We start from the raw sequence: 25,071 nt of genomic DNA on the forward strand, positions 1-25,071 counted from the left end.
TTCCATCGACTTGGCCTTGCCGATCGCCCGGGTCAGCCGCTGCGAGCCGCCGATGCCCGGGATCACGCCGAGCTTGATCTCCGGCTGCCCGAACTTCGCGGTGTCGGCCGCGAGCAGCACGTCGCACATCATCGCCAACTCGCAGCCGCCGCCGAGGGCGTAGCCCGCGACCGCGGCGACGACGGGCTTGCGCACGGCGGCGAAGCGGTCCCAGGCGGCGAACCAGTCGCCGAGGTAGGCGTCGACGAAGTCGAGGGACTGCATCTCCTTGATGTCGGCGCCGGCCGCGAAGGCCTTCTCCGAGCCGGTGACCACCAGACAGCCGATCTCCGGATCCCGGTCGAACTCCTGCGCGGCGGCGACCACTTCGTTCATCAGCCGGGTGTTCAGCGCGTTCAGTGCCTTGGGCCGGTCGAGGGTGATCAGGCCCACCCGGCCCCTGCGCTCGGCCAGGATCGTCTCGTACGTCATGCGGCGTCCTCCCGAAGGGTGGTGATGATGGCGGAGAAGTCCAGTGCGCCGCCCTCGCCCGCCGCGAAGGCGGCGTACAACTCGGCGGCCTGTCGGCCCAGTTCGGCCGGCACGGCGAGGGCGGTGGCGGCGTCGGCGGCGAGGCCGAGGTCCTTGGCCATCAGGGCGGCGGCGAACCCGGCCGCGTAGTCGCGGTTGGCCGGGCTGCCCGGCACCGGGCCGGGCACCGGGCAGTTGGAGGTGAGCGCCCAGCACTGCCCGGAGGCCGTCGAGGCCACGTCGAACAGGGCCTGGTGGCTCAGGCCGAGGCTCTCGCCGAGGACGAAGGCCTCGCTGACCGCGATCATGGAGATGCCGAGGATCATGTTGTTGCAGACCTTGGCGGCCTGCCCGGCTCCGGACGCCCCGCAGTGGACGACCCGGCGGCCCATCGCGGCCAGCACCGGCTCGGCCTCGGCGAAGTCGGGGTCGTCGGCGCCCACCATGAAGGTCAGGCTCGCCGCCTCAGCGCCGGCCACGCCGCCGGAGACCGGCGCGTCGACGGCCCGGTGCCCGGCGACCCGGGCGAGGTCGGCGGCCACCCGGGCGTCCCCGACCGCGATGGTGGAGCAGTCCACGAACAGCGCGCCCCGGGCGGCGACGGTGAGCTCCTGGTAGGCGTCCAGGACGTGCCGTCCGGTGGGCAGCATGGTGATCACCAGGTCGGCTCCGGTGACCGCTTCGGCCGCCGAGGCCGCCACCGCCACCCCGTGGTCGGCCGCCCGGGTGCGGGCCGCCTCCGCGAGGTCGTATCCGGTCACCCGGTGCCCGGCCTTGACGAGGTTGGCGGCCATGGGGCCGCCCATGTTGCCGAGTCCGACGAATCCGATGCGGTGGGTCACCAGCGCTCCAGGGGTGGGGTGGTGGCGAGGCCGAGTTCCCGCTCGCCGAGGGGGCGGAAGAAGCGCGCCACCGCGCCGGGCGAGACTCCGTCCAGCGTGGGCGGGTTCCAGCGCGGTGCGCGGTCCTTGTCGATCACCTGGGCGCGGATGCCCTCGGCGAGGTCCGGCGTGGCGAGGGCCGCGCAGGACGTGCGGTACTCCTGGTCCAGCACGGCCTCCAGCGGACCGAGGGCCCGCGCCCGGCGCAGGGCTGCCAGCGTCGCCTTCACGGCGGTCGGCGAGTTGGCGCCGATCCGATCGGCGGCCTTCTTGGCTTCGGGCTCACCACTGTCGCCGAGCCGGTCGAGGATCTCCTCGACGGTGCCGGCCGCGTAGCAGGCGTCGATCCACTCCCGCTGCTCGGCCAGCGGGGCGGGCGGCGGCGGCGCGACGTGTCGGGCGAGCGCGTCGTGGACGGTGCGCTCGGCGAGGTCGTCGAGCAGGGCGGGCACGCGTGCGGCGGGCACGAAGTGGTCCGCGAGGCCGCAGAGCATGGCGTCACCGGGGCCGGCGGAACCCGCGGTCAGGGCCAGGTGGGTGCCCAGTTCGCCGGGGGCGAGGGAGAGCAGGTAGGTACCACCGACGTCGGGCACGAAGCCGATGCCCGCCTCCGGCATGGCCACCCGGGTGGTCTCGGTGACGATCCGGACGCTGCCGTGGGCGGAGACGCCGACCCCGCCGCCCATCACGATGCCGCCCATCACGGCGACGTAGGGCTTGGAGTACCGGGCGATGCGGGCGTTGAGCCGGTACTCGTCCCGCCAGAACTCCTCGACCGTGCTCGGATCGCCGCCAGTGGCGGCGCGGTGGATGGCGACGATGTCGCCGCCGGCGCAGAAGGCCCGCTCGCCGGCGCCGGTGATCACGACGGTCTCCACCCGGTCGTCGCGCTCCCACGCGTCCAGTGCGGCGTCGATCAGCCGCACCATGCGGTGGGTGAGGGCGTTCAGGGCGGCGGGCCGGTTGAGGACGATGAGACCCGCCCTGCCCTCCCGGTGGACGAGGACCTCGTCGATGTCGTTCTCGGCCATCACGCGGCTCCGGTCAGGCCGCGGGCGACGATGACGCGCATGATCTCGTTGGTTCCTTCCAGGATCTGGTGCACCCGCAGGTCGCGGACGATCTTCTCGATGCCGTACTCGGCCAGGTAGCCGTAGCCGCCGTGGAGTTGGAGTGCGGCGTTGGCGACGTCGAAGCCGGTGTCGGTCGCGTAGCGCTTGGCCATCGCGCACAGCCCCGGCGCCCGGGGGTCGCCCCGGTCCAGCGCGGCGGCGGCCCGCCAGAGCAGTGACCGGGCCGCTTCCAACTCCGTTGCCATGTCGGCGAGTCGGAACTGCAAGGCCTGGGCGTGCAGGAGCTTGGCGCCGAACGCCTCGCGCTCCGCCAGGTACTCGGTGGCCCGTTCCAGGGCGTCCTGCGCGCCGCCGAGCGAGCAGGCGGCGATTCCCAGCCGACCGCCGTTGAGCCCGTTCATCGCGATCCGGAAGCCGCCGCCCTCCTCCCCGAGGAGCCGGTCGGCGGGCAGCCGGACGCCGTCCAGGACGACCTGCCGGGTGGGCTGGGCGTTCCAGCCCATCTTCCGCTCGTTCGGCCCGAAGGACAGCCCCGGGTCCTCCCGTTCGACGAGGAACGCGGAGATCCCGCCCGGTCCCGGCCCGCCGGTGCGGGCCATCACCACGTACAGGTGGGAGGTCCCGGCGCCGGAGATGAACTGCTTCACGCCGTCCAGCACCCAGCCGTCGCCGTCCCGCACGGCGCGGGTGGCCAGGGCGGCGGCGTCCGAGCCGGCCCCGGGCTCGGTGAGGCAGTAGCTGCCCGGGCTCTCCATCGAGCAGAGGTCGGGGAGCCAGCGGGAGCGCTGCGCCGGGGTGCCGTAGCGGTCGACCATCCAGGCGACCATGTTGTGGATCGACAGGTAGGCGGCGATGGACGGGCAGCCGGTGGCGAGCGCCTCGAACACCAGCACCCCGTCCTGCCTGGTCAGCCCCGAGCCGCCCGCGTCCTCGCGGACGTACACGCCCCCGAGCCCGAGGCCGGCGGCCTTGCGCAGCACGTCCAGCGGGAAGTGCTTGTCCCGGTCCCACTCCACGGCGTTCGGGGCGAGGTGCTCGCGGGCGAAGTCCCTGGTGGTCTCGGCGATGTCCAGCTGGTCATCCGTCAGGGTGTCCACGGCGACCTCAGCCCATCGTCGGCATGGTGAAGCTCGCGCCTTCCTTGACCCCTGAGGGCCAACGCGAGGTGACGGTCTTGGTCCGGGTGTAGAAGCGGATCGCGTCCGGCCCGTGCTGGTTGAGGTCGCCGAACCCGGAGCGCTTCCAGCCGCCGAAGGTGTGGTAGGCCACCGGCACCGGGATCGGCACGTTGACACCGATCATGCCGGTGTTGACACGGCGGGCGAAGTCCCGGGCGGTGTCGCCGTCGCGGGTGAAGACGGCCACGCCGTTGCCGTACTCGTGCTCGCTCGGCAGGCGCAGCGCCTCCTCGTAGTCGGCCGCGCGGACCACGCACAGGACCGGGCCGAAGATCTCCTCCTGGTAGATCCGCATGCCGGTGGTGACGCGGTCGAAGAGCGTGGCGCCGAGGAAGTAGCCGTCCTCGTACCCGGGTACGGTCAGATCGCGCCCGTCGACGACCAGTTCGGCCCCTTCCCGCACACCGAGGTCCAGGAAGCCGCGCACCCGCTCCAGGGCGTCCCGGCTGACGAGCGGCCCGAAGTCGGCCTGCGGATCGTGGGACGCGCCGACCTTGAGGGCGGCGATCCGCTCGGTGAGCTTGGCCACCAGGGCGTCGGCGGTCTCCTGCCCCACGGGAACGGCGACGGAGATGGCCATGCACCGCTCGCCGGCAGAGCCGTACCCGGCACCGATCAGCGCATCGGCGGCCTGGTCGAGGTCGGCGTCCGGCATGACGATCATGTGGTTCTTGGCGCCGCCGAAGCACTGCGCCCGCTTGCCGGCGGCCGCCGCCGTGGCGTACACGTACTGGGCGATCGGTGTCGACCCGACGAACCCGAGGGCCTGGACCCGGGCGTCTTCGAGCAGGGTGTCGACGGCTTCCTTGCCGCCGTTGACCACGTTCAGCACACCGGGCGGCAGGCCTGCCTCGACGAACAGCTCGGCCAGTCGCAGCGGCACGGACGGGTCCCGCTCGGACGGCTTGAGGACGAAGGCGTTGCCACAGGCGATGGCGGGCGCGGCCTTCCAGAGCGGGATCATGGCGGGGAAGTTGAACGGGGTGATGCCGGCGACCACGCCGAGCGGCTGACGCAGCGAGTACACGTCGATGCCGGTGCCGGCGCTGTCGGTGAACTCGCCCTTCAGCAGGTGCGGCACGCCCGCCGCGAACTCGACCACCTCCAGGCCGCGTTGGAGGTCGCCGTGGGCATCGGCGACGGTCTTGCCGTGCTCGGCCGAGAGCAGCCTGGCCAGCGGCTCGCGCTCGGCCTCGACCAACTGCAGGAAGCGCAGCAGCACCCGGGCCCGCCGCTGGGGGTTCCAGGCGGCCCACTCGACCTGGGCCTTTTCGGCGTCGGCGATCGCCGCCTCGGTCTCCAGCCGGCTCGCGATCGGCACGCGGGCCTGGACCCTGCCGGTGTTGGGGTCGTACACGTCGCCGAAGACCCCGGACGTGCCGGGGACGTTCTTTCCGCCGATGAAATGGGTGAGCTCACGGATCATCACAAGCCTGCTCTCGTCAGGATGTCAGGGGGATCCGAGGGAACTGGGGCACGGCAGCGGAGCCGTCCGGCACGCGATGCGTGTGCGGGACGCGGGGTGCTGCCGGGCGCGACGAGCCGTCAGGGTGACGGGTGTGCCGCAGCCGTCGCAGGATCACCTGGGCCAGGAGGAGAACAGACCGGTGCCATGCGTGTTTGCTCCATCCTCGTGGACAACACGGAACACCCGCAGTCGGTATCCTGACTCCCGGATCAGCGCGCGCCACCCGGCCTTCCCGGCTGGCTGCCAGTGGCTGGTACTGCGGTGACGCGCTCCCCGGTCACAGTGGCGGGACCGTGCCGGACTCACACCGGCTTCCCTGCACTGCGGGCCTTGTTCTCGACCATATAGTTGGACGTCCTAATAAGTCCAGAGCACCGCCCCGAGCTCCGGCCCTACGGCCCTGGACACCGATCCGGGGCCGCTCCTGCCGGCATGACGGCGAGGCCCATCACTGCCAGGACGGGCGCAGCGCGCCCCCGAGAGGTCGTCAGGCTTCCCGGGCCGCACCGGCGCTTCTGCTCACGCGAACTCGCGCAGGCGGGGCCGTACCCCCAGAGCGGTCAGGACGAGCGCGACGGCCAGGGCCGCCGCCCCTACTCCGGCCGTGGTGGCGTCGAGGTCGTGGTCGGTGGTGGCGACCGCGGCGTCGAAGGCCCGCTGGTTGATCGCCCGGTTGTCGTCCAGGGCGGCGCCGAGCGCGTCGAAGTCGGCGTTGGACTGGCCCGGGGTGGTGCCGGTGTCGAAGGTGACGGCCTCCTTGAGCTTGCCCTGGGCGTTCAGCTCGCGGATCCTCCGGTCGTCCCGCTGGTACTGCTGGAACGCGCTCAACACCCGTTCCGCCGCGTCCTGTTCACCGGGGAAGGTGATGTTGCGCAGTTCGTCACCGAGGTACCCTCCGAACCCGACCTGGCCGTGGTCGGCCCGGTGCCGGCCGGCCAGCGCGGCGAGCTCGTCGTCGTACGTGGCCAGGGTCGCGCCGTCGATCCGGGCGAAGGACTGCGTCTTGTCGAGGAAGCTCTGCTCGTACGCGGCCGCCCGGGCGGGGTCGGTCAGGTAGCGGCTCTCGTCGGCGTTGAGGTCGTACGCCACCGCGCGCGCCCGGCTGAGGGCGATCACCGAGTCGAAGGAGTTGCTCTTCGCGACCACCAGCTGGTGGTCCGCCCGGGAGGTCAGCGTCAGCGCGGTGACCAGCCCGGCCAGGGCGAGCAGGGTGGTGGCGGCCAGCGGCACGTTCAGCAGCCGCCGGAAGCGCACCGCGAGCAGTCGCTGCAGCAGGGCGAGGGCGGCCAGGGCGAGCAGCCCGGTGGCCAGGATCATCCACCAGCCGCCTGCCAGGGCGTCCCGCTGATCGGTGTAGTTCTGTTCCACGACGGCCGCGTTGACGTCGGTCACCGCGTCGACGGCCCGCAGCAACCGCTGGCGCAGCAGGTCGGTGGCCTGCCGGTAGGAGGCGAGGGCGTCCGCCGAGGGGCGACCGGCCTGAGCGTGGGCCTGGTCCTCCAGCAGCTGGGCGCGGGCCACCAGCGCCTCGTACTGGCCGAGGTCACCGATGACGGTCTGCACCGCCCGTTGCCCGGCCGCGTCGCCGGCGACCGCCTCCGTGACACGCTGCAGATCGCTGTCGGCCTGGGCGCGCCGCTGCTCGTAGGTGTCCAGGGTCGCCTTGCGCAGCGCCGCGTAGTCCGGGTCGGCGCCGAACAGCAGCAGGTTGGCGGCCTGGGCGTCCATGTCGTTGAGCGCGAAGTACAGGTCGGCCGAGCGCACCACCTGCGGGGCGGCCTGGTGGCCGATCGCGTCCGTGCCGTCCCGGGCTCCGCCCAGCACGGTGGCGGCCGCGGTCCCGGCGGCGAGCAGCGCCACCAGGCACAGGCCGGTCAGCCCCCGCACGAGACGCGGGGTGTTCCACCACACCCGGTTGTGCCAGGAGCTGCCGAACCAGCGACCGGAGGCGCGCGACCCGGCAGGTGGTGCGGCTGCCTCCTGCCGCGCCGTCTCCGACGCGGCCGCGTTCCGCGCGACCGCCGTACCGCCCGACGTACCCTTTGGCATCGCCGCGCGCCCCCTCACCCTGTTTTTCACTGGCCGCCGAACCTTCCCCGGAGGAACCCGCCGGGGCGGTGTCCGGCAACGGTTCGCAGCCGGGCCCCACGCCCGGGCGGCGAAACGTTTCCTCGCAGCTCAACGTAGGGTCTGTCGAACGTCCGTCCGTCGCTCCTGATGCGTCCTTGACGCCTTCGACGACCGTCTTGACGCACCTTTGGCGCGACGGGCCGGAGCAAGAGCCGCCCGACCGGTCCGCCCCCAACCGCTGCTCGGCGCGCAGCAGCGCCCGCCCGGTGTCGGCGACAAGAGCGCGATCACATGCCACGGCCCTGCGGCCTGCCGTCCGGCCGTGCGGACGGCAGGCCGCAGGGGCCGAGGTGCACCCGGTGCCGGTGGCACGCGGCACCGGGTGGGTCTATGCGGGCTTGCGGCCGTGGTTCGCCTTCTTCTTGCGGCGGGCCTTCTTCTTGCGGGCGCGCTTGGACACGGTGGCCCCTCTCTCGTTCGTCGGGTGGGTGTTCTTCAGGCGGCGCGGCCGACGAGCTGGTCGGCGAGCTTGGCCAGCCGCTTCAGCGAGCGCTCCTCCTGGGCCGCCTGCGCGGTCGGCGCGATGACGCCGCCGTCGAAGTAGGCGCCGTTGGCCACGACCGTCTCGGGCAGGCAGAGCCGGACGACGGCCGCCGCGCCCTCGGCGGCCGGCGCGCCGACCCGCCCGTACAGCGGCAGCAGCGCGGTGTCGCACAGGCCCGGGTTGAGGCTGACGGCGGTGATGCCGGAGCCGGCCGGGGCCATGTCGGCCGTCGCCATGGTGAGGGCGAGCTGCGACTGCGCGTAGGCGGCGACCCGGGAGTACTTCTTCACCCGGTGCGGGTCCGACCAGTTCATCGAGGCGGTGCGGTGCAGCGAGGAGGAGACGTTGACGATCCGGGCGTCGCCGGCCGCCGACAGCGGGGCGCGCAGCAGCTTGGCCAGCAGGTGCGCGGCGAGGAAGTTGACCTGCAGCGAGACCTCGTTGCCGTCGTCGGTCAGGGTGCAGCGCTCGGGCGCCATCACGGCGGCGTTGTTCACCAGCAGGTCGAGCGCCGGGTAGTGCTTGACGACCGTGCCGGCCAGCACGGCGACCTCGGTGAGGCGGGTGAAGTCGGCGGCCAGCTCGACGAGTTGGTCCCGCCGCGCGCCAGCGCTGACCAGGCGCTCGACGGCGTCCTCCGCCTCGGCGGTGGTTCGGGCGTGCACGAGCACGGTCGCGCCGTGCGCGGCGAGTAGCCGGGCGGTCTCCCAGCCGATGCCGGAGGAGGCACCGGTGACGAGGGCGGTGCGGGCGGACAGAACAGCGTCGGACATGACCCATCCAAGGGTGGAAGGCGTCGGCGGGGTGCGACGACGGGCAGCACGAAGCTGCACGCCCCCGGGCCGCCGATGCGAAAAGGGTGTGATGCGTGGAGAGCGCTCGCCCGTCCTCCGGCCCTCGGAGCCTCGCGGGACAGAGGACGGGCGGCGGTGATCCGCACGGACGACGGCAGAGGAACCGTGCCCGTGCGCGCGGCCGGCGGCCGGCGGGAAGGAGCCGGGTCCTACCGGACGGCGGTGGCGACCGCGACAGCGACGATCCGCGGCCGGCTATGCGGCGGGCGGTCGTGGTGGCGTGTCGAGCGGTGCATGTCCCCCATCAAAGCCCTGCCGGGTGCGCGGGGCAAGCCCGTTCGCCCTCCCTGACGAACCCCTGACGTGCCGCCAACGCTTCGTTGACACTCCTGCTCCAACCCCTGTCGCGCTCCCGGCACCCGCCAAGGTTGTCACACGCCAGCCAGCCCGTCTCGACCGAATCCTGACGCCACCGCCCGAAAGCACGACGCGATCTCGACGCGCCGGATCGCCGACCGGTCCGGTGCCACCGCATCAGGCCACCGCACGGGCCAGGCTGATCACGTAGGCGGTGCCGCCACCGGGCGCCTCCTCGACGGCCAGTTCGCCGTTCATCGCCTCCACGAAGCCGCGTACCACCGGCTGCCCCGCCCCCTCCTGGACAGCGGCCTCGCCGCCGGGAACGGTCACCCGGACGTCCACCCGCCCGGCCACCACACCGGCGTCGACCACCACGGGCCCCGCTCCCGCCGCCGCCAGGACGTCAGTGAACGCCCGCTCCAGGAGCCCGGGATCGGCGATCACCCGCGGCAGCCCCGCGCCCAGATCGATCCGCACGCCCGGCACGCCTTCGGCAGCGGCCCGCACCACCTCCGCCACCACGGTCGGCCGCAGCACCACCGGCATCACCCCGGCCCGCAGCCGGCTCAGGTCCAGCAGGTTGGCGACCAGCCGCTCCATCCGCTCCACCTGGGCGCCGACCCGCCGCCCGTCCGGGCCCGGCATCCGCTCGGCCTCCTGGCGCACTGCCGCCAGCGGTGCCCGCAGGTCCCGCCCGAGCGCCTCCAGCAGCGCGGTGTGCAGCGCGTCGGTGTGCGCGAGCACCTCCGCCGCCGACGCCTGCGCGGCCAGCCGCTCGCGCTCACGGGCCAGCTTCAGCTGGGTCACGTACGGCCCGAGCAGCCGGGTGTCCTCCTCGGTGAGCGGGGTGCCGCGCAGGACCAGCACCGCGCCGTCGCCCAGGTCGACGGAGAAGGACGCCTCCTCCGGCCGCAGCGGCACCGCAGCCCCTGCCGAGGCGGCCGGCAGCCACAGCGCGCCCGTCCGCACCAGCACGGCGGCGCCGTCCAGCCCGAACACCTGCCGCAGCTCCGCCACCAGATCGGGCAGCACCCGCGGCCCGGACTCCACCGTCTCCCCCGCCAGCCTGGTGAGTACGGCCGCCTCCGCGCGCGCCCGGCCCGCCTGCTGCGAGCGCCGGGTCAGACCGTCGATCAGGTGGGCGATCACCCCGGCCACCGCGAGGAACAGCACCAGGGCCGCGAGGTCCGCGCCCCGACCGACCGTCAGGCTGTGCCACGGCGTGGTGAAGAAGTAGTCCGCCGCCAGCGCCCCGGCCGCGGTGGCGCCCGCCGCCGGCAGCAGGCCGCCCAGCCGGGCTGTCCCCGCCACCGCCAGCAGCAGGCACAGCAGCGCGCCGGACAGGCCCAGCGAGCCGCGCAGCGGCGACAGCGCCCAGGCCAGCGTGACCACCCCGGCCGGCCCGAGCAGCCACGCCAGGCGGCGCCGCCGGACCGGGACCAGCGCCGGGCGCCGGCGCCGGGGCGCGGGCGGCACGGTCAGCAGCCCCGGCTCGGGCGGCGGCAGCACCCGCACGTCGATCGGCCCGGCCAGCCGGATCACCCGGTTGATCACCGAGCCGGTGGCCAGCTCGCGCAGCCGGCTGCGGCTGGTCGGCCCCAGCAGGATCTGTGTGGCGCTCTCCGTCCGGGCGAAGTCCACCAGCGCCCGGGCCACGTCGCCGCCGCTCACCTCGACGAAGCTGCCGTGCAGCTCCCGCAGCAGGTCCCGCTGCGCCGCCAGGGCGGGCGGCTCGCGCTCCGCCGTGCCGTCGTCCAGTCGGACGTGCACGCCGATCAGGTCCCCGTGCACCCGGGTCGCCGTCCGGGCTCCCCGGCGGATCAGGTGCTCGCCCTGCGCCGCGCCGTTCAGCGCGACCACGATCCGCTCCTTCGTCTCCCAGGGCGCCCGGATGCCGTGCCGGGCCCGGTAGTCGGCCAGCTCCTCCTCCACCCGGTCCGCCAGCCAGAGCAGCGCCAGCTCGCGCAGGGCGCCGAGGTTGCCGGCCCGGAAGTAGTGGTCCAGCGCCACGTCGACCCGGTCCGGCGGGTAGACCTCCCCCTGCGCCATCCGGGTGCGCAGCGCATCCGGGCTCAGGTCGACCAGCTCGATCCGGTCGGCGGCCCGGACCACCTCGTCGGGGATCGTCTCGCGCTGCGCGACGCCGGTGATCTGCTCGACGACGTCGTTGAGGCTCTCCAGGTGCTGGATGTTGAGCGTCGTCGCCACGTCGATCCCGGCGTCCAGCAGCTCCCGCACGTCCTGCCAGCGCTTCGCGTTCCGCCCGCCGGGCACGTCGGTGTGCGCGAGCTCGTCCACCAGCGCGAGCGACGCGCGGCGCGCCAGCAGGGCGTCCACGTCCAACTCGGTCAGATCCGTCCCCCGGTACCGGACCAGCCGCCTGGGCAGCACCGGCAGGTCCCCCAACTGCTCCTGCGTCCCGCGCCGCCCGTACGTCTCCACCAGGCCGACCACCACGTCCAGCCCCTCGCCGCGCAGCCGCCGGCCCTCCCGGAGCATGGCGTACGTCTTCCCCACCCCCGGCGCAGCCCCCAGGAACACCCGCAGCTTCCCGGCCACCGCCGTCCCGACCGCCTTTCTCCGCTTCCAGGTCCATGCTGCGCCTTTCCTGACCAGGGGCCCCACCCGACGTGGACGCGCGGGCGCCGGGAGGGGTCCGGCTCCGCCTCGCGCAGCACCTCCCGGGTGACCGGGGCGACCTCGCCCTGCCCGAACAGGAAGAACCGCGGGAAGTGGCCGACCGGGCCGCCCTCGCACCCGGTAGCGGTCGTGGAGCACCGCCGGCGACAAGGCCCACTGCTCCGGCGGCAACCGTTCCCACCTGCGCAATCGCGGTGTCAAGGCGTCATCGCTGCGGACTGCGCCAGGCGGTGGTGACGGCGACGATGGTCCGAGCCAACGACACAGGCTGCTCCCGGGCGATGAGGTGTCCGGCACCTTGGATGGACCGGACCGTGGTACGCGGAGCCAGGCGCAACAGCTGGTCGAAGTCCTCGGCGGTGACCGATGAACCGGTGTCTCCGTGGACGAGCAGCAGGGGCAGGTCGAGCTCCGCGGTGACCTGCCGCAGCCGGGGAACTTGGGCGAGGATGTCCTCGACGAGCTCGGTGTAGGCACCGGCCAGACCGCCGGCGGCGAGGAAACGGCGGACTCGGGAGGGCACGAGGCAGGGCACGACGTCGACCAGCACCAGCCCTGCCGCCCTTGCCCGCGCGGCCGGATCGGTGAGGGCGGCGATGGCAGCGAGCCCGCCCAGTGAGGCACCCACGACCACGCACCCCGGCGGCTCGGTGCGCAGCATCGCGGCGACGTCCTCCGCGCACGGGGACAGCGCCCGGGCGAGGCCGTCGCTGTCACCATGACCTCGCTGGTCGAAGGCCACGCAGCGGAACCCGGCACCGACGAGGACGTCGCTGACCGGAGCCCACACCTGACGGCGTTCGCCACCGGCATGAAGCAGGAGACAGGTCGGTCCGGCGCCGACCTCCTCCCCGCGCAGAATCGCACCAGGGCGAGCGAGCCACCGCGGCCGCGGGACGGTCGGGCCGATCATGAGGCTGACACCTTCCCCCTCCCCCGCGCGCCCGAAGGAGCATGCCGGGAACCGAACGTACACCGGGCTGTATGCCCGCTGAAGGCGCGACGACACGAGGACGCCGCCCGGCCGGTACGGCGCAACGAGCGGGACTTCACCCGATTCCCGGTCGACGCCGGGATCGACTCGATCTCCGTCTCACCCCTCGCGGCCGCAGGCCGTCAGGGCGCGAGGTCCCGGCGCAGCAGCAGCGGGACGGCGGCGCCGAGACCGGCGAGTCCGACGGTCACGAGCACGGCGAGTGAGCCCCGGGCGAAGCCGCCTTGGGCGAGCGCGTCTCCCGGGGTGTAGTAGTGGAACGGGCTCAGGTAGCGCAGCGGGTTGGCCGGCTGCCAGGCCAGGGCGATGAAGTTGACGGCGAACCCCACGGCTCCCAGTGCGATGGTGGCTCCGACGACCTGGGCTTTGTGCCGTACCGCGGCCGAGACGGCGACGGCCGGTCCGGCCAGGCTGAGGGAGAACGCGCACCCCAGGACGCCGGCGGCGAGCACGCCGCGCAGTGGGACCGCGTGGTGGAGGGCGGGGGAAAGGGCCACGCCGACGCCGATCGGGAGTGTGGCGAGGTGGAACAGCAGCAGGCGCGGACCGGGGTCCGACTGGCCTGGAGGGGCGTCGGGGCGCCCTTCCAACAGGGCCGCCCAGGTGGTGCCGAGGGCGGCGGCGATCCGGACGAAGGCCGCCGGATCGAATACCGGCCCGGCCTCCAGCAGGTGGCGCAGGTACTGCGGCGCCATCGCGGCCTGGTAGGCCAACACCGGATCGGTCAGGCCGAGTTGGTCGCGTCGCTCGACGATCCGGCGGGCCACGGCGGCAGGGTCGGCTCGTTGGACGGCTTCGAGGTCGGGAATGTGCTTCACAGTGGGTCTCCTCGGTGTGCCGGTGCCCCCGGGTCAGGTCCGGAAGAGTGCGACCTTGAGGGCGCCGGTGTCCCCGGCGTCGGCGAAGACGTCGTAGGCGTCCTGCATCTCGTCCAGGCCGAAGCGGTGGGTGACCAGCCCGGAGACGTCCAGGCGGCCGACTGCGAGCATGTCGAGCAGCAGCGGGGTGCTGTGGGTGTCGACCAGGCCGGTGGTGATGGTGACGTCGCGGATCCAGAGGTCTTCCAGGTGGAGCACCGCCGGTTTGCCGTGCACGCCGACGTTGGCGACCCGGCCGCCGGGGCGGACCAGGCGGGCGCAGAGTTCGAAGGTCTCGGGCACGCCGACCGCCTCGATCGCGACGTCCGCGCCGAGCCCGTCCCGGCTCAGTTCGCGGACGGCCTCCGGGGTGGCCTCGGCCGTGGTGAGCACGGTGTCGGCGCCGAAGCGCTCGGCCGCGTCGAGGCGGCTCCGGGCGAGGTCGACGGCGATGATGCGCGAGGGGCTGTAGAGATGGGCGGTGATGATCGCGGCGAGCCCGATCGGGCCGGCGCCGACGATCGCGACGGTGTCGCCCGGGCCGACCCGGCCGTTGCGGACGCCGACCTCGTAGGAGGTGGGCAGGATGTCGGCGAGCAGCAGCGCGTCCTCGTCCGTGACGCCCTCGGGCAGCTTGTGCAGGGAACTGTCCGCGAAGGGCGTGCGGACGTACTCGGCCTGGCAGCCGTCGATCAGGTGGCCGAGGATCCAGCCGCCTCCGCCGGTGCACTGCCCGTACGTCCCGGCGCGGCAGTAGGCGCACCGGCCGCAGGCGGAGATGCAGGAGATCAGCACGCGATCACCGACCGCGACGGTGCGCACCCCCGGCCCGGTCTCGGTGACGGTGCCGACCGCCTCGTGCCCGAGGATGCGGCCCTGCGTGACCTCGGGGACGTCGCCCCTGAGGATGTGCAGGTCGGTGCCGCAGATGGTGACCGCGTCCACCCGGACGACGGCGTCCTCCGGGTCGCGGACGACCGGGTCGGGGACGTCGCCCCCCCAGGTACGGCGGCCGGGGCCGTGGTAGGTGAGCGCTTTCATGTGCCGGTCGCTCCTCTCGGACGGCGGAGCCGGAGCGGTTCCGCTCGCCCTTCCAGGTTTGCGCGTGGCCGGGCCTGCCGCCGGGGCCGGTGGGGTCGTCCCGCTGGGCCGATGGGCCCCCTTTACGCCCGGCGCGGCACCGGTTGCGCGCCTAGGCTGGCTCGCCCGGGCCACCGAGATCGCCGGTGCGGAACTTGCCGTCGTCGCCCTGCCGCTGCCGAACACCGGAGATCTGGAGGTGCGGATCGCCGTCGGCCTCGGCGCTCGGCAGCACAGTGGCTTGGTGCTCCCGGTGGAGGGCTCGTTCGTCGGCGCGGCCGTTCGCACCGGCGGGCTGGTGGTGAGCCCCGACGTCCAGAAGGACCCGAGGATCACCGCCGGTCCACCGCGTTGGGAGGGCCTGGGCCCGGCGGTCGCGGTGCCCACCGGCACCTCCGAGCGCGGGATCCGCGGTGTGCTGATGCTGGCCCGCGCGGCCGGCGCACCGCTGTTCGACGAGGGCGAGTCGGGGCCGCTGCTGGGTTTCGCCGGGCAGGCGGCGGTCGCGATGGAACTCGCCGAGCGCCGCCGCGACTCCGAGCAGATCGCGCTGCTGCGCGAACGCGACCGGATCGCCCGCGACCTGGACGACCTGGCCGTCCAGCGCCTCTTCGCCACCGGCATGACCCTCCAGGGCGCCACCCGGTTCATCGACCACCCCGAGGCCACCGACCGCGTCCTGCGGGCGATCGACGACCTGGACGAGACCGCCAGGACCATCCGTGCCACCATCTTCGGCCTACGCCTGCGCGAGTCCGGCCCGGCAGCGGCCGGCCTGCGTGCCCGGCTCGTCGAGGTCGTCGAACGCGCCGCCCACGCCCTCGGCTTCACCCCGGCCCTGCGGATGAGCGGCCTGCTCGACGCCACCGTGCCCGCCGAGATCGCGGACGCGGCCGTCGCCGTCCTGGAGGAGGCGCTGTCCAACGCCGCCCGCCACGCGCAGGCCAGCGCGGTCGAGGTCTCGGTCGCCGCCCGTACGGACCTGATCCTCACCGTGGCCGACAACGGCGTCGGCCTCCCCGAAGGAGGCCGACACAGCGGACTCGCCAACCTGGCCGACCGTGCCGCCGCGCTGGACGGCACTTTCACCGCCCGCACCCGCCCCGAGGGCGGCACCGCGTTGGAGTGGCGGGTGCCGCTGCCGAAACCCTAGGCCTCCCCGTCCAGGACGTCCCTGGCGGCCAGGCGGGGCGTGGGGGCGCCCTCGGGACCGTAGCCGAGGCGGATCAGCATCTGCACGTGGCCGGGACGCTGGTGCGGATCGCGGGCGACCCAGCGCAGTTCAGGCCATTCCATCGCCTGGTGCAGCAGGGAGGCGCGGACGCCGTGGACGGTGGCTTCGAGCAGGACGTGTTCCAGGGCGATCCCGGCGCGCAGCCAGTCCGTCGGGGTGTCATGGTCCGTCGTGAGCACGGCGAGGCGCGGATCGTGTTCGAAGGCAGCGGGCGCCTGGTGCTCGGCGGGGCGGATGGCGGCGAAGTCCCGCATGGGCAGGTGGCCCGTACGGTCCTGAGGGCCGAGTGCGCTGGTCGGGATGCCGTAGGGCGGCACGTTCGCGCTGCGGATCCAGGTGCGGCTCTCGGTGCGCTGGACCGCGTCGGTGGTGTTGCGGCGCTCGGCCTCGGCAGTGAGGTGGAGCAGCCGGGCCGTCTCCTCGTGGTCGGGCAGGTGGAGGGTGGTGTCCTCCGCTCGGGCGGCCGACACGAGGTGGCCGAGTACGACCGGTGGAACGGGTTCGTCGGTGAAGGGTGTACGGACGCAGTGGCGGTGCCAGATCGCCTCGTAGAGCTCTTCGGTGCCGGGCGGCGACGCCGTGGCCGGGGTGTCGAGGCCGATGGCGGCGAACAGGTCCGGCTCGGCCGGGTCCGGCAGCAGCCGCACGTCCGGTGCCCAGCCGAGGTGACGGGCGGCGACGCGCAGGTTGAGGACGGCCGCGCCGACGGAGATGTGCATCGCCCGGCCTCGGGGGTCGGCGGCCGGGACGGCTCGCTCGCGGGCGGCGCGGACTTCCAGCGTCGAGGTCTCCGGCCGGAGCCTGAAGCGCCAGGGCTGGCTGTTGTGGATCGAGGGGGCGGCGACCGCTGCTGAGACGAGCTTCTCCAGTGCGGCGGCGTCGAGGGTGTGGGTGGTCATGGCCGTCTCCGGGGATGGGGCGTGGTCAGGCGGAGTCGGGCCCGCCGCGAAGGACGTCCAGGCGCTGGCGGTACTCGTCGGGGTCGATCTCGCCGCGGGCCAGGCGCTCTGCGAGCAGCCGCTCGGGGGTGGGCCGTTCGGACGCGCCGGTGGTCGGCGGAGCCGCCGGGTGGTGAGGCTCCGCTTCACCACCACCGTGCGGCCTGGGACCGCAGCCGCGCTTGGGCCGATCGGTCCGATCGTCGGGGTCCGACGGCCGTGCTCGCGGCGCTCACTGCGGGCGCTGGTGACGCTGCCCGGGCTCCTCGGCGTGGGCGGCGAGGACGGCGGCCTGGAGGCGGCGTTCGACGCCGAGCTTGGCGAGCAGGCGCGAGACGTGGTTCTTCACGGTCTTCTCGGCGAGGTAGAGCTCCTGACCGATCTGCCGGTTGGTCTTGCCCTCGCCGACGAGGGCGAGGATCTCCCGTTCGCGCGGCGTGAGGCCGGCGAGTGCGGCGTCGATCCCGCTCTCCTCGTGGTGGCGCAGGCTCTCCATCAGCTTGTGCGTGGTCGCCGGGTCGAGCATCGACTGGCCCGAGGCCACCGTTCGCACCGCGCTCACCAGGTCGGCGCCCCTGACCTGCTTCAGCACGTAGCCGGCCGCACCGGCCATGATCGCGTCGAGCAGGGCGTCGTCGTCGTCGAAGGACGTCAGCATCAGGCAGACCAGGTCGGGGATCCGGTCGCGAAGCTCCCGGCAGACGGTGACGCCGTCGCCGTCCGGGAGGCGTACGTCGAGCACGGCGACGTCGGGGCGCAGCGCGGGCACCCGGGCGAGGGCCTGGGCGCAGGAGCCGGCCTCGCCGACGACCTCGATGTCCGGTTCGGCCTCCAGCAGGTCACGGACACCGCGCCGGACCACTTCGTGGTCGTCCAGGAGGAACACCCGGACGGGTTGGGGTGTGTCCATGGCCTGGCTCCCTGGGTGCACGCTGGCGGTGACACCACCGATTCTGCGCGCCAGGGCCTTCCCACGCACCGTGATCAGCCGCGCGGTACGACGGCGACCGGGCACCAGGCGCGGTGGACCACCGCCGGGGTGACTGGGCCGAGGCGGTGCCCGCCACCAGCACGTCGGCGGCCCGGGCGCGCCGGACCCCTCCGGGACCGCCGGACCGGGACCACCGGGCAGGGGCCGCGGGCGGCGTCGGCAGCGAGCACGCACCCGGACACGCGTGATGCACCGGTCAGGCCGGCGTGGTGAGCCGGAGTTCGACGCCTACGACGCCCGGCACGGTACGCACCAGGCGTTCCAGGACGGCGGCCGAGACGGTGTCCGGCAGGCCGCCGGTCAGGGTGATCCGGCCGTTCTCGGAGCGCACGTCGGTACCCAGTCCGGCCTCCGGGCCGAGGGTGGCGGTCAGTTCGAAGCGGACCCGGTCGGCGAGTTCGCGGTCGTCGCCGAGGTAGACCTTGAGCAGGTCGCCCCGGCTGACGATGCCGACCAGGTAGTCCTCCCCGTCGACGACCGGGAGCCGTTTGAGGTGGCCGCGGGCCATGGCCCGCGCTGCCTCGTTGAGGGGGCTGTCGGGGTGCACGGTGACCGCCGGGACGGACATCATCCGGCCGGCCGTCAGGGCGTCGGCGCGCTCGCCGTCGCCTTCCCGGGCGATGAGCAGGTCAGCCTCCGAGACCACTCCGATCACCCGGCCGTCGCCGGCCAGCACGGGGACCGCGCTGACCTGCCAGCGTTGCAGGGTCTCGGCGACCTCTCGGAAGTCCGCGTCGCGGCCGACCGCGACCACGGCATGGGTCATCACGTCGGCGACGGTGCTCGGTGTGCTGGTCACGGTGGCCTCCTAGGTGGCCGCACGGTAGGCGCGGGGGTGTTCCAGGTGCTGCTCGGTGTCGTCCTCGATCCAGTCGAGGGTGTGGTGGACGGCGACCACCGGGATCGCGGTGATGTCGTTGCGGTGGAACAGCCCCGCGACCTCCTTGAACGGTGTGTCGGGCCGGGCGGTGACGACCTCTCGGGTCATCACGTCGTTGACGCTGCGGTGCTGCATCGTCCTCACTCCTCCTCGGGTGGTCACGCCTCCACTGTCAGTCCGTCCGAAGCCGGTGGACAGGGCCGGACGGTCCCTCCTCGGCGGCGTGGGCACCGTCACCGGCAGCAAGTTCCTCATCGAGACCGGCCACGCCCGCCCGATGATCGACTGCGGCCGTGAGTCGGGGTGAGATCAGCGGCCGGCCGGCTGCCCGCTGTCGTCGAGATCCCAGACGAGGTGGTCGGCGAGGCCGGACAGCCCCTCGATGCGAGCGATCTGGAGGCAGAGCGCCGCGGCGTCGCTGCGGGTTCGGGTGCGTCCGGTCGGCGTTCGAGCCGGACGCGGGCGTCCACGCACAGCGCGCCGTCCGGGCGGACGATCACCGGGTTGAGGTCGGCCTCGACGAACTCCGGGAAGTCCTCGGCGAGCCGGGACAGCCGAGCGAGGACGGAGCGGACCGTCGCGAGGTCCACGGGCGGCGCCCCGCCTGTGCCCAACAGCATTGGTGCGCTGCGGAGTTCGATGACCATGGCGGTCAGGTCGCGCTCGCTCAGCGGGGCGAGCCGGACCGACCGGTGGCCCGACCGACCGGCGGGTCCGCGGTTGCTCCGCCCGTACCGGTCATCCGTTCGCCTCGTCGAGGATGTCCTCCACCGTGCGCCGCGGGCTGACGGCACCGGGCGGGCCGTAGCCGAGACGCAGCACGAGCTGGACGTGCCCGGGCCCCTCGGCGGGGTCGCGCAGGCGCCAGCGGGTGTCGGGGATCTCGACGGCCTGGTGCAGCACGGAGGCACGCAGGCCACGAGCGGTGGCGAGCAGCCACACGCGCTCCATCGCCTGTCCGGTGTGCAGCCAGTCGGCCGGGGTGTCGAGGTGGGTGGTGAGGGTGGCGAGTTGGGGCAGAGCCTCGAAGCGTTCGGCTGGGGTGGTGTGGCGCGGTGGGTGGCCGGCGAAGCCTCGCATCGGGACGTGGGCGTCGCGGTCGTGCGAGCCGAGGGCAGCGAGTGGGATGCCGTCGTAGGAGGGTTCCAGGCGCAGCCAGCGGCGGGTCTCAGCCTCACGGCTGACGTCGGCGGCGATGCGGGCCTCGGCCTCGGAGGTGAGGGTGAGCACGCGGCGTACGCCGTGTTCTTCCAGGAGGGTGAGCATGACGCCCTCGTCCCGGGCAGCCGTGATGAGGTCGGCGACCAGTGCCTCGGGGACGTCCCGGTTGGTGAACGGCTGCCGACTGGAGTGGCGTCCCGCGATGGCGGGGTAGAGGTCCGCGCCGAAGGGCTGCGCCGAACGGGCCGGGGCGGAGAGGTCGAGGACGGCTCGCGGCTGCGCGTCGGCGCCGGCCGGCAGCAGTCGGACGGCGGCCTCGCGGCCGAGGTGGGCGGCGGCCACCCGCAGGTTGAACACCGCGGCGCCGATCGAGATGTGCAGGGCCCTGCCATCGGGGTCGGCGACGGGGACGGCCCGGTCGAGGTCCGCGTGGACCTCCAGGCCGAGCAGGTCGGGGGTGGGGCGGAAGCGCCAGGGCTGGCTGTTGTGCAGCGAGGGCGCCGCGCCGCCGGCTTCGGCCAGCAGGTGCAGGTCGGCGGTGGTGAGGGCGGTTCCGGTGGTCATGGTGGTTCACTCCCTGCAGGCGGGGGCGCCGGTGATTCCAGGATCCGCCGAATCAGCGGTGCCGGGCGAGGGTCCAACGGCCCTGAGCCGCGGGGCAGGCAGCACCGAATGCTGCGGGCGTGCTCCTCACCGAGTGGGCGGGGCCGGCAGCTCCGGGCACACCCCGACCGGCCCTGCCATGGGGGCCCACTGGCGGGCCGAACGGCCCTGCCGCCGCGCGCCCGGCGGCGGCCTGCTGGAGGTCAGAGGCCCGGTTCACCGTGCGGGGCCCTGAACACCGGAGGCGCGGCCGTGCCGACCGACGACTCCCGCAGGACCACCCAGCAGCTGATGCGCATCGCCGGCGGGCGGACGATCGCCCTGACCGTCCGCGCACCGATCGGCGAGACCAGGAAGCCCGCACGCACGATCGAGATCACCCGGGGCGATTGACCCGACCGGCCGGGCACCCCTCGCCCGCCCGGCCCCGAAAGGACCGGAGATGAATGCGAGCACAACGGCACCAAGACGCACCAAGCAGTGGACCCTGCGCCTCGACCTCTTCGAGGAGGGCGACACCACCAAGGTCCACGCCGTCCTCGACACCGGCGACAACACCCTGGAGGCACGCACCACCGCCCATCGCAACCCCCACGACCCACCGGTGCCCGAGATCGGTGACGAGTACGCAGCCGCCCGCGCCCTGATCGACCTCGGCCACCAGCTCCTGCGGGCCGGCCTCTCGGACTCGGCTGAGAACGACCACTTCGTCGACGGCTGAGAACGCCTTGTCGACGCCGATGTCTTCGGGTTCTGCCCCCGTAGGGCGACGGGGGCAGAACCGTCCGACGCGCTGATGCCGGCCTCCGGCCTCCGGTCAACCACCGCACGGAGAAGAACGCTCAGGACCGATCGCAGCCACGGGAGGGCCCCTGCGGTCACCGGGTCCTGGCCGCCTCGGCTCACCGCCACGACTGGGTTCAGGGCCGGGTGGGGTGGGTGAGGGTGTGCCAGGCGGTGTAGCCGCCGAGGAGGTCGGAGACGTCGGGGTGGCCGTGGTGGCGCAGCAGGCTGGCGGCGATGGAGGAGCGGTGGCCGCTGGCGCAGTGGACGACCAGAGGGCGGTCGGTGGGGATCTCGTCGAGGCGGGTGGGGAGTTCGGCGAGGGGGATGTGCAGGGAGCCGTCGATGGCGCCGGTTTCGCGTTCGCCGCAGGTGCGCACGTCCAGGACGGTGGCGGGCTGCTCGTCGGTGAGGGCGGTGCGGAGCTGGTCGGGGGTGAGGCGGGTGGGGGGGGTGAGGTGGTCGGCGAGGGCGGGGAGGGCGGTGGCGGGGTTGCGCAGGTAGCCGGCGATGTGGTCGAAGCCGATGCGGGCGAGGCGGGTGATGACCTCGTTCTCGCGGTCCTGCGGGGCGATGACGGCGATGGTGCGGTGGGGGGTGAGGACGGTGCCGGCCTGTTCGGCGAAGCGGCCGTCGAGGGGGACGTTGACGGCGCCGCGCAGGTGTCCGGCGCCGAAGTCCTGGGGGCTGCGGGTGTCGAGGACGACGGCGCCCACGGCGCGGGCCTCCTTGAAGCCTTCGGGGCACAGGGGGGAGGCGGCGTTCGTGGGGTCGAGCAGGGGATGGTCCTGGCGGTTGAGGGCGGCGTCGTGGCCGAAGTAGGCGGGGGCGGTGGACTGGCCGGCGGTGACGATGCGGACGAAGGTGTCCTGGTCCATGGGCCGGCAGGCGTAGTTGGTGCGGCGCTGGGCGCCGATGGTGGAGCGCTTCTCGGTGGAGAGGTTCTTGCCGCAGGCGGAGCCGGCGCCGTGGGCGGGGAAAACGAGGGTCTCGTCGGGCAGGGCCATCAGCTTGTGGTGGACGCTGTCGTAGAGCATGGCGCCGAGTTCGTCGGCGGTGACGCCGGTGGAGGCGAGCAGGTCGGGGCGGCCGACGTCGCCGATGAACAGGGCGTCGCCGGTGAGGACGCCGTAGGGGACGGTGTCGTCGGGCTGTTCGAAGACCAGGACGCTGATGGACTCGGGGGTGTGCCCGGGGGTCTCCATGATCTGCAGGGTGACGTCGCCGAGTTCGATCCGCTCGCCGTCGGCGAGCTTGCGGATCGGGTACTCGGTCTCCGCGCGGCGGCCGTAGCCGATCCAGGCGCCGGTGCGGTCGGCCAGTTCGAGGTGACCGGCCAGGAAGTCGGCGTGGAAGTGGGTGTTGATGACGCCGACGACGGTCAGACCGCGCGCCGCGGCGTCGGCCACGTACTCGTCGACGTCCCGGCGGGGGTCGACCACGACGGCCCGGCCGGTGCGCTCGTCGGCGATCAGGTAGGAGGCCTGGGAGAGGCAGTCGAGGTAGAACTGGGCGAAGTACACGGGGAATCCTCCTGGTCGGCGCCGGGCGCCGCGATGCTGTCCTGAGACTCGAACCGATACCCCCCCCGGTATGTTCGCCAGCATAGGGCACCGAGGTCGAATACGGGGCGGGGTATCTCGAGCGATTCCGATAATACCCCCGGGGGTACTATGGTGGCCGTCGAGGGGGGAACCGGCGGCCGCCGACCGAAACGGGTACGGGCGGAGCCGAACAGACACCCGCGTGCGCCGCCGAGCCGCCGAGCCAGCAGGCCGCCGCTCCACCGAGCCGCCACGCGCCGACCCCGACGCGCCATCGCCGCCCGGCCCACCCCGCCACCCCGCACCACCGGAGAAGCCATGCCCCAGCTCCCGCCTGCCCCCGGGCAGACCACCCCCGGCCACGCCCACCGCCTGCTCCTCGCCGACACCGCCGGGGGCGTGGGATGACCGCGCTGCTGCTGGCACTGGCCGCCGGGGCCGTGGTCGGCCTCGCGCTCGGCGGGCTCGGCGGCGGCGGCAGCATGCTGGCCGTCCCGGCCCTGGTCTACCTGCTCGGCTTCAGCCCCGCACTGGCCACCACCGCGAGCCTGCTGATCGTCGCGGCGACCTCGCTCACCGCCCTGCTCGCGCACGCCCGGGCCGGCCGGGTCCGCTGGCGCACCGGCGCGCTGTTCGCCGCCGCCGGGCTGCCCGCCGCCGCGGCCACCGGGGCGCTGTCCGTCCACCTGCCGGGCGCGCTGCTGACCGGCGCGTTCGCCGTCCTGGCGGCGCTGGCGGCGTGGCGGATGCTGCGGCCACCGAGCGCGCAGCCGCCGGAACGTTCCGCCGCCGGGACCGGCCCGGCCGCGGCGGCGGGCACCGGGCTCGGCGCCGTCACCGGGCTGCTCGGCGTCGGCGGCGGCTTCCTCGCCGTCCCCGCGCTCGTCTCCGTCCTCGCCTTCACCATGGCCGAGGCGGTCGGCACCAGCCTGCTGGTGATCACCGCCAACTCGCTCGCCGCCCTGCTCCCCCGCCTCGGCTCCGCCGGGGCCGTCGACTGGGCCGTCGCCGCCCCCTTCGCCGGCGCCGCCGTCCTCGGCGCCTGGGACGGCAAACGGCTCGCCGACCGGCTCAGCGGACGCACCCTGCAACGGGCCTTCGCGCTCGCGCTGCTCGCCGTCGCCGCGCTGATGCTCGTCACCGCACTCGTCTGAACACCCGTACCGAAAGGCTCTTCCCCATGACCACGCCGCTGACCGTCGAACAGCTCCGCCCCCGGCTCGGGCAGCTCGCCCTCGTGGACGTCCGCTCCCCCGGCGAGTACGCCGCCGGCCACATCCCCGGCGCGCTGAACGTCCCGCTCGACCAGCTCGACCGCGCCCTGCCCGCCCTGCGCCGGGCCGCCGACCGGGGCGACCTCGCCGTCGTCTGCGCCTCCGGACAGCGCGCCGCCACCGCCTGCCGGCAGCTCGCGGACGCCGGGATCGCCGCCCTCGTCCTGACCGGCGGCACCAACGCCTGGGCGGCGGACGGGCACCCGCTGAACCGCCCGGCGGGCGCCCGCGCGGTGTGGGCGATGGACCGCCAGGTCCGCTTCGCGGCGGGCTCCCTGGTCCTGGTCGGCCTGTTCGCCGGCCTCGCCCTGCCCGGCGCCCGCTGGTTCGCCGCCGCGATCGGCGCCGGGCTGGTCCTCTCGGCCGTCACCGACACCTGCGCGATGGGCCGGGCCCTCGGCAGGCTCCCCTTCAACCGCCCCCGCCCCGGCACCCCGACCCTCGACGACGCCCTCACCGCCCTGGCCACCCCACCGGCGCGCTGACCCCCGCGGCCCGGGCCCGTCGGCACCGACGTAAGCTCCTCGATCACGGCGCCCGCCGTCGTGGTCGAGGAGCTGGGGACGGACCCGCGCCCCGACGTCAGCGACCGCACACGAAAGGCCCCGGCCCTTGGCCTTCCAGGACCACCTCCGCACGCTCGCCACGCGAGCGATCAGCTCGATCACGGCCGCCGAGGCGGCGGACGTCTACGTCATCTCGTTCTTCATCGACGACGAGAGGGACGACCCGCGACAGCCCACCCTGACCATCGGCTACAACACCGAAGCCCAGTTCCGACGCAGCGTCGCGAACGCCTCCGACGAGGCGGAAGCCCGCTGGAACTACGCCTTCTGGCTCCAGAACGAGCTCACCGTCATCGGCGACCTCACCCGCGACCCGGACGGCGCCGCGGCGCGTCACCGCTGGATCTCCGAACTCGGACTCTGGTACGACGAGCCCCCCGACCCCGAGGACTGGGTGACCGTCGTCGGGCCGACCGCCGCACTGATCGAGGCCACCTTCAACCAGGCCTGCGTCCGGCTCGCGCTCGACCTCCACGACGACGGCACCATCGAGAGCACCCTCGGCAGGCCGGTGCCCGTGGTCCTCCACGAACTGGAGTACTACGAGGGAATCGCCCGTCGGACCGAGGCGGCCAACCCGCCCGGACTCGCCGCCGACTTCGCCGCCTGGGTCCGCACCGGCTGAGGCATGAGCGGAGCGTCCGGGGG

At 73.9% G+C, this 25,071-nt stretch carries 25 protein-coding genes and 1 riboswitch; of the genes, 6 read left to right on the forward strand and 19 right to left on the reverse strand.

Annotation, left to right across the window (positions count from 1 at the left end; all coding sequences use genetic code 11):
• The 11 genes from VM95_RS26835 to VM95_RS26885 all read right to left on the reverse strand — a co-directional run.
• The coding region (locus VM95_RS26835) for an enoyl-CoA hydratase-related protein (RefSeq protein ID WP_045701272.1) at positions 1–471 on the reverse strand (471 nt) is incomplete at its 3' end.
• Positions 468–1,352 carry a 3-hydroxyisobutyrate dehydrogenase gene (gene mmsB / locus VM95_RS26840; RefSeq protein ID WP_045701274.1) on the reverse strand — a complete coding sequence of 295 codons (885 nt, stop codon included), beginning with the start codon at positions 1,350–1,352 and terminating at the stop codon, positions 468–470. The genes mmsB and VM95_RS26835, both read right to left, overlap by 4 nt.
• Positions 1,349–2,422, reverse strand: a complete 1,074-nt coding sequence (locus VM95_RS26845; protein ID WP_045701276.1) for an enoyl-CoA hydratase/isomerase family protein — start codon at positions 2,420–2,422, stop codon at positions 1,349–1,351. The genes mmsB and VM95_RS26845 overlap by 4 nt, the downstream gene beginning before the upstream one ends.
• Positions 2,422–3,561, reverse strand: a complete 1,140-nt coding sequence (locus VM95_RS26850; protein ID WP_045701278.1) for an acyl-CoA dehydrogenase family protein — start codon at positions 3,559–3,561, stop codon at positions 2,422–2,424. The genes VM95_RS26845 and VM95_RS26850 overlap by 1 nt, the downstream gene beginning before the upstream one ends.
• Positions 3,562–3,568: 7 nt before the next feature.
• The gene (locus VM95_RS26855) at positions 3,569–5,068 is read right to left on the reverse strand and encodes a CoA-acylating methylmalonate-semialdehyde dehydrogenase (protein WP_045701281.1); all 1,500 of its coding nucleotides are present in this window, start codon (positions 5,066–5,068) and stop codon (positions 3,569–3,571) included.
• Between the two features lie 212 nt (positions 5,069–5,280).
• A riboswitch (cobalamin riboswitch) is annotated at positions 5,281–5,451 on the reverse strand.
• A gap of 178 nt (positions 5,452–5,629) precedes the next feature.
• Entirely contained in the window at positions 5,630–7,159 is a 1,530-nt protein-coding gene (locus VM95_RS26860; RefSeq protein WP_157882228.1) for a hypothetical protein, read from the reverse strand.
• Between the two features lie 516 nt (positions 7,160–7,675).
• Positions 7,676–8,497: an SDR family NAD(P)-dependent oxidoreductase gene (locus VM95_RS26865; protein ID WP_045701285.1), complete on the reverse strand. Its 822-nt coding sequence runs from the start codon at positions 8,495–8,497 to the stop codon at positions 7,676–7,678.
• A gap of 555 nt (positions 8,498–9,052) precedes the next feature.
• A complete protein-coding gene (locus VM95_RS26870) occupies positions 9,053–11,437 on the reverse strand; it encodes a sensor histidine kinase (RefSeq protein ID WP_045701287.1) in 2,385 nt (794 codons plus the stop codon).
• 286 nt (positions 11,438–11,723) lie between these two features.
• On the reverse strand, positions 11,724–12,431 hold the full coding sequence (locus VM95_RS26875; protein WP_045701290.1) for an alpha/beta fold hydrolase: 708 nt from the start codon (positions 12,429–12,431) through the stop codon (positions 11,724–11,726).
• Between the two features lie 203 nt (positions 12,432–12,634).
• Positions 12,635–13,330: a helix-turn-helix domain-containing protein gene (locus VM95_RS39160; protein WP_052707604.1), complete on the reverse strand. Its 696-nt coding sequence runs from the start codon at positions 13,328–13,330 to the stop codon at positions 12,635–12,637.
• Positions 13,331–13,363: 33 nt separating this feature from the next.
• Entirely contained in the window at positions 13,364–14,410 is a 1,047-nt protein-coding gene (locus tag VM95_RS26885) for a zinc-dependent alcohol dehydrogenase family protein (protein ID WP_045701293.1), read from the reverse strand.
• Positions 14,411–14,474: 64 nt separating this feature from the next.
• Between VM95_RS26885 and VM95_RS26890 the strand changes: the two genes are divergently transcribed.
• Positions 14,475–15,602: a GAF domain-containing sensor histidine kinase gene (locus tag VM95_RS26890; protein ID WP_244178960.1), complete on the forward strand. Its 1,128-nt coding sequence runs from the start codon at positions 14,475–14,477 to the stop codon at positions 15,600–15,602.
• On the opposite strand, the gene VM95_RS26895 is transcribed toward VM95_RS26890, so the two are convergent.
• From VM95_RS26895 to VM95_RS26915, 7 genes are all read right to left on the reverse strand, one after another.
• Entirely contained in the window at positions 15,599–16,582 is a 984-nt protein-coding gene (locus VM95_RS26895; RefSeq protein ID WP_045701295.1) for an Acg family FMN-binding oxidoreductase, read from the reverse strand. The genes VM95_RS26890 and VM95_RS26895 overlap by 4 nt on opposite strands.
• Before the next feature lie 25 nt (positions 16,583–16,607).
• Positions 16,608–16,700, reverse strand: coding sequence for an SHOCT domain-containing protein (locus VM95_RS41865; RefSeq protein WP_107073112.1), 93 nt, complete (start codon positions 16,698–16,700; stop codon positions 16,608–16,610).
• 153 nt (positions 16,701–16,853) lie between these two features.
• Positions 16,854–17,531 carry a response regulator gene (locus VM95_RS26900; protein ID WP_045701297.1) on the reverse strand — a complete coding sequence of 226 codons (678 nt, stop codon included), beginning with the start codon at positions 17,529–17,531 and terminating at the stop codon, positions 16,854–16,856.
• A 277-nt stretch (positions 17,532–17,808) separates the two neighbouring features.
• A complete protein-coding gene (locus VM95_RS26905) occupies positions 17,809–18,411 on the reverse strand; it encodes a CBS domain-containing protein (RefSeq protein ID WP_052707606.1) in 603 nt (200 codons plus the stop codon).
• 9 nt (positions 18,412–18,420) lie between these two features.
• Positions 18,421–18,627, reverse strand: coding sequence for a CBS domain-containing protein (locus VM95_RS41870; RefSeq protein WP_045701300.1), 207 nt, complete (start codon positions 18,625–18,627; stop codon positions 18,421–18,423).
• Between the two features lie 116 nt (positions 18,628–18,743).
• On the reverse strand, positions 18,744–19,286 hold the full coding sequence (locus VM95_RS45695) for an acetate--CoA ligase family protein (RefSeq protein WP_078860581.1): 543 nt from the start codon (positions 19,284–19,286) through the stop codon (positions 18,744–18,746).
• Positions 19,231–20,217, reverse strand: coding sequence for an Acg family FMN-binding oxidoreductase (locus VM95_RS26915; RefSeq protein ID WP_045701302.1), 987 nt, complete (start codon positions 20,215–20,217; stop codon positions 19,231–19,233). The genes VM95_RS45695 and VM95_RS26915 overlap by 56 nt, the downstream gene beginning before the upstream one ends.
• Positions 20,218–20,508: 291 nt before the next feature.
• On the opposite strand from VM95_RS26915, the gene VM95_RS42815 reads away from it, so the two are divergent.
• Together VM95_RS42815 and VM95_RS26920 are read left to right on the forward strand one after the other, a co-directional pair.
• A complete protein-coding gene (locus tag VM95_RS42815; protein ID WP_157882229.1) occupies positions 20,509–20,649 on the forward strand; it encodes a hypothetical protein in 141 nt (46 codons plus the stop codon).
• Between the two features lie 49 nt (positions 20,650–20,698).
• A complete protein-coding gene (locus VM95_RS26920) occupies positions 20,699–20,977 on the forward strand; it encodes a dsRBD fold-containing protein (RefSeq protein ID WP_045701304.1) in 279 nt (92 codons plus the stop codon).
• A gap of 199 nt (positions 20,978–21,176) precedes the next feature.
• Here the strand turns inward: VM95_RS26920 and VM95_RS26925 are convergent, their stop codons facing one another.
• Entirely contained in the window at positions 21,177–22,562 is a 1,386-nt protein-coding gene (locus VM95_RS26925) for an MBL fold metallo-hydrolase (RefSeq protein ID WP_045701306.1), read from the reverse strand.
• Between the two features lie 425 nt (positions 22,563–22,987).
• On the opposite strand from VM95_RS26925, the gene VM95_RS26930 reads away from it, so the two are divergent.
• The 3 genes from VM95_RS26930 to VM95_RS44685 all read left to right on the forward strand — a co-directional run bounded on the left by VM95_RS26930 (position 22,988) and on the right by VM95_RS44685 (position 25,048).
• On the forward strand, positions 22,988–23,737 hold the full coding sequence (locus VM95_RS26930) for a sulfite exporter TauE/SafE family protein (RefSeq protein WP_045701308.1): 750 nt from the start codon (positions 22,988–22,990) through the stop codon (positions 23,735–23,737).
• Positions 23,738–23,763: 26 nt separating this feature from the next.
• Positions 23,764–24,342 (forward strand): rhodanese-like domain-containing protein, encoded by a 579-nt coding sequence (locus VM95_RS26935; protein ID WP_045701310.1) that lies wholly within the window; start codon positions 23,764–23,766, stop codon positions 24,340–24,342.
• 127 nt (positions 24,343–24,469) lie between these two features.
• Positions 24,470–25,048, forward strand: a complete 579-nt coding sequence (locus VM95_RS44685) for a hypothetical protein (protein ID WP_045701312.1) — start codon at positions 24,470–24,472, stop codon at positions 25,046–25,048.
• Positions 25,049–25,071: the final 23 nt, after the last annotated feature.

Source organism: Streptomyces rubellomurinus, assembly GCF_000961885.1.
Taxonomy (GTDB): domain Bacteria; phylum Actinomycetota; class Actinomycetes; order Streptomycetales; family Streptomycetaceae; genus Kitasatospora; species Kitasatospora rubellomurina.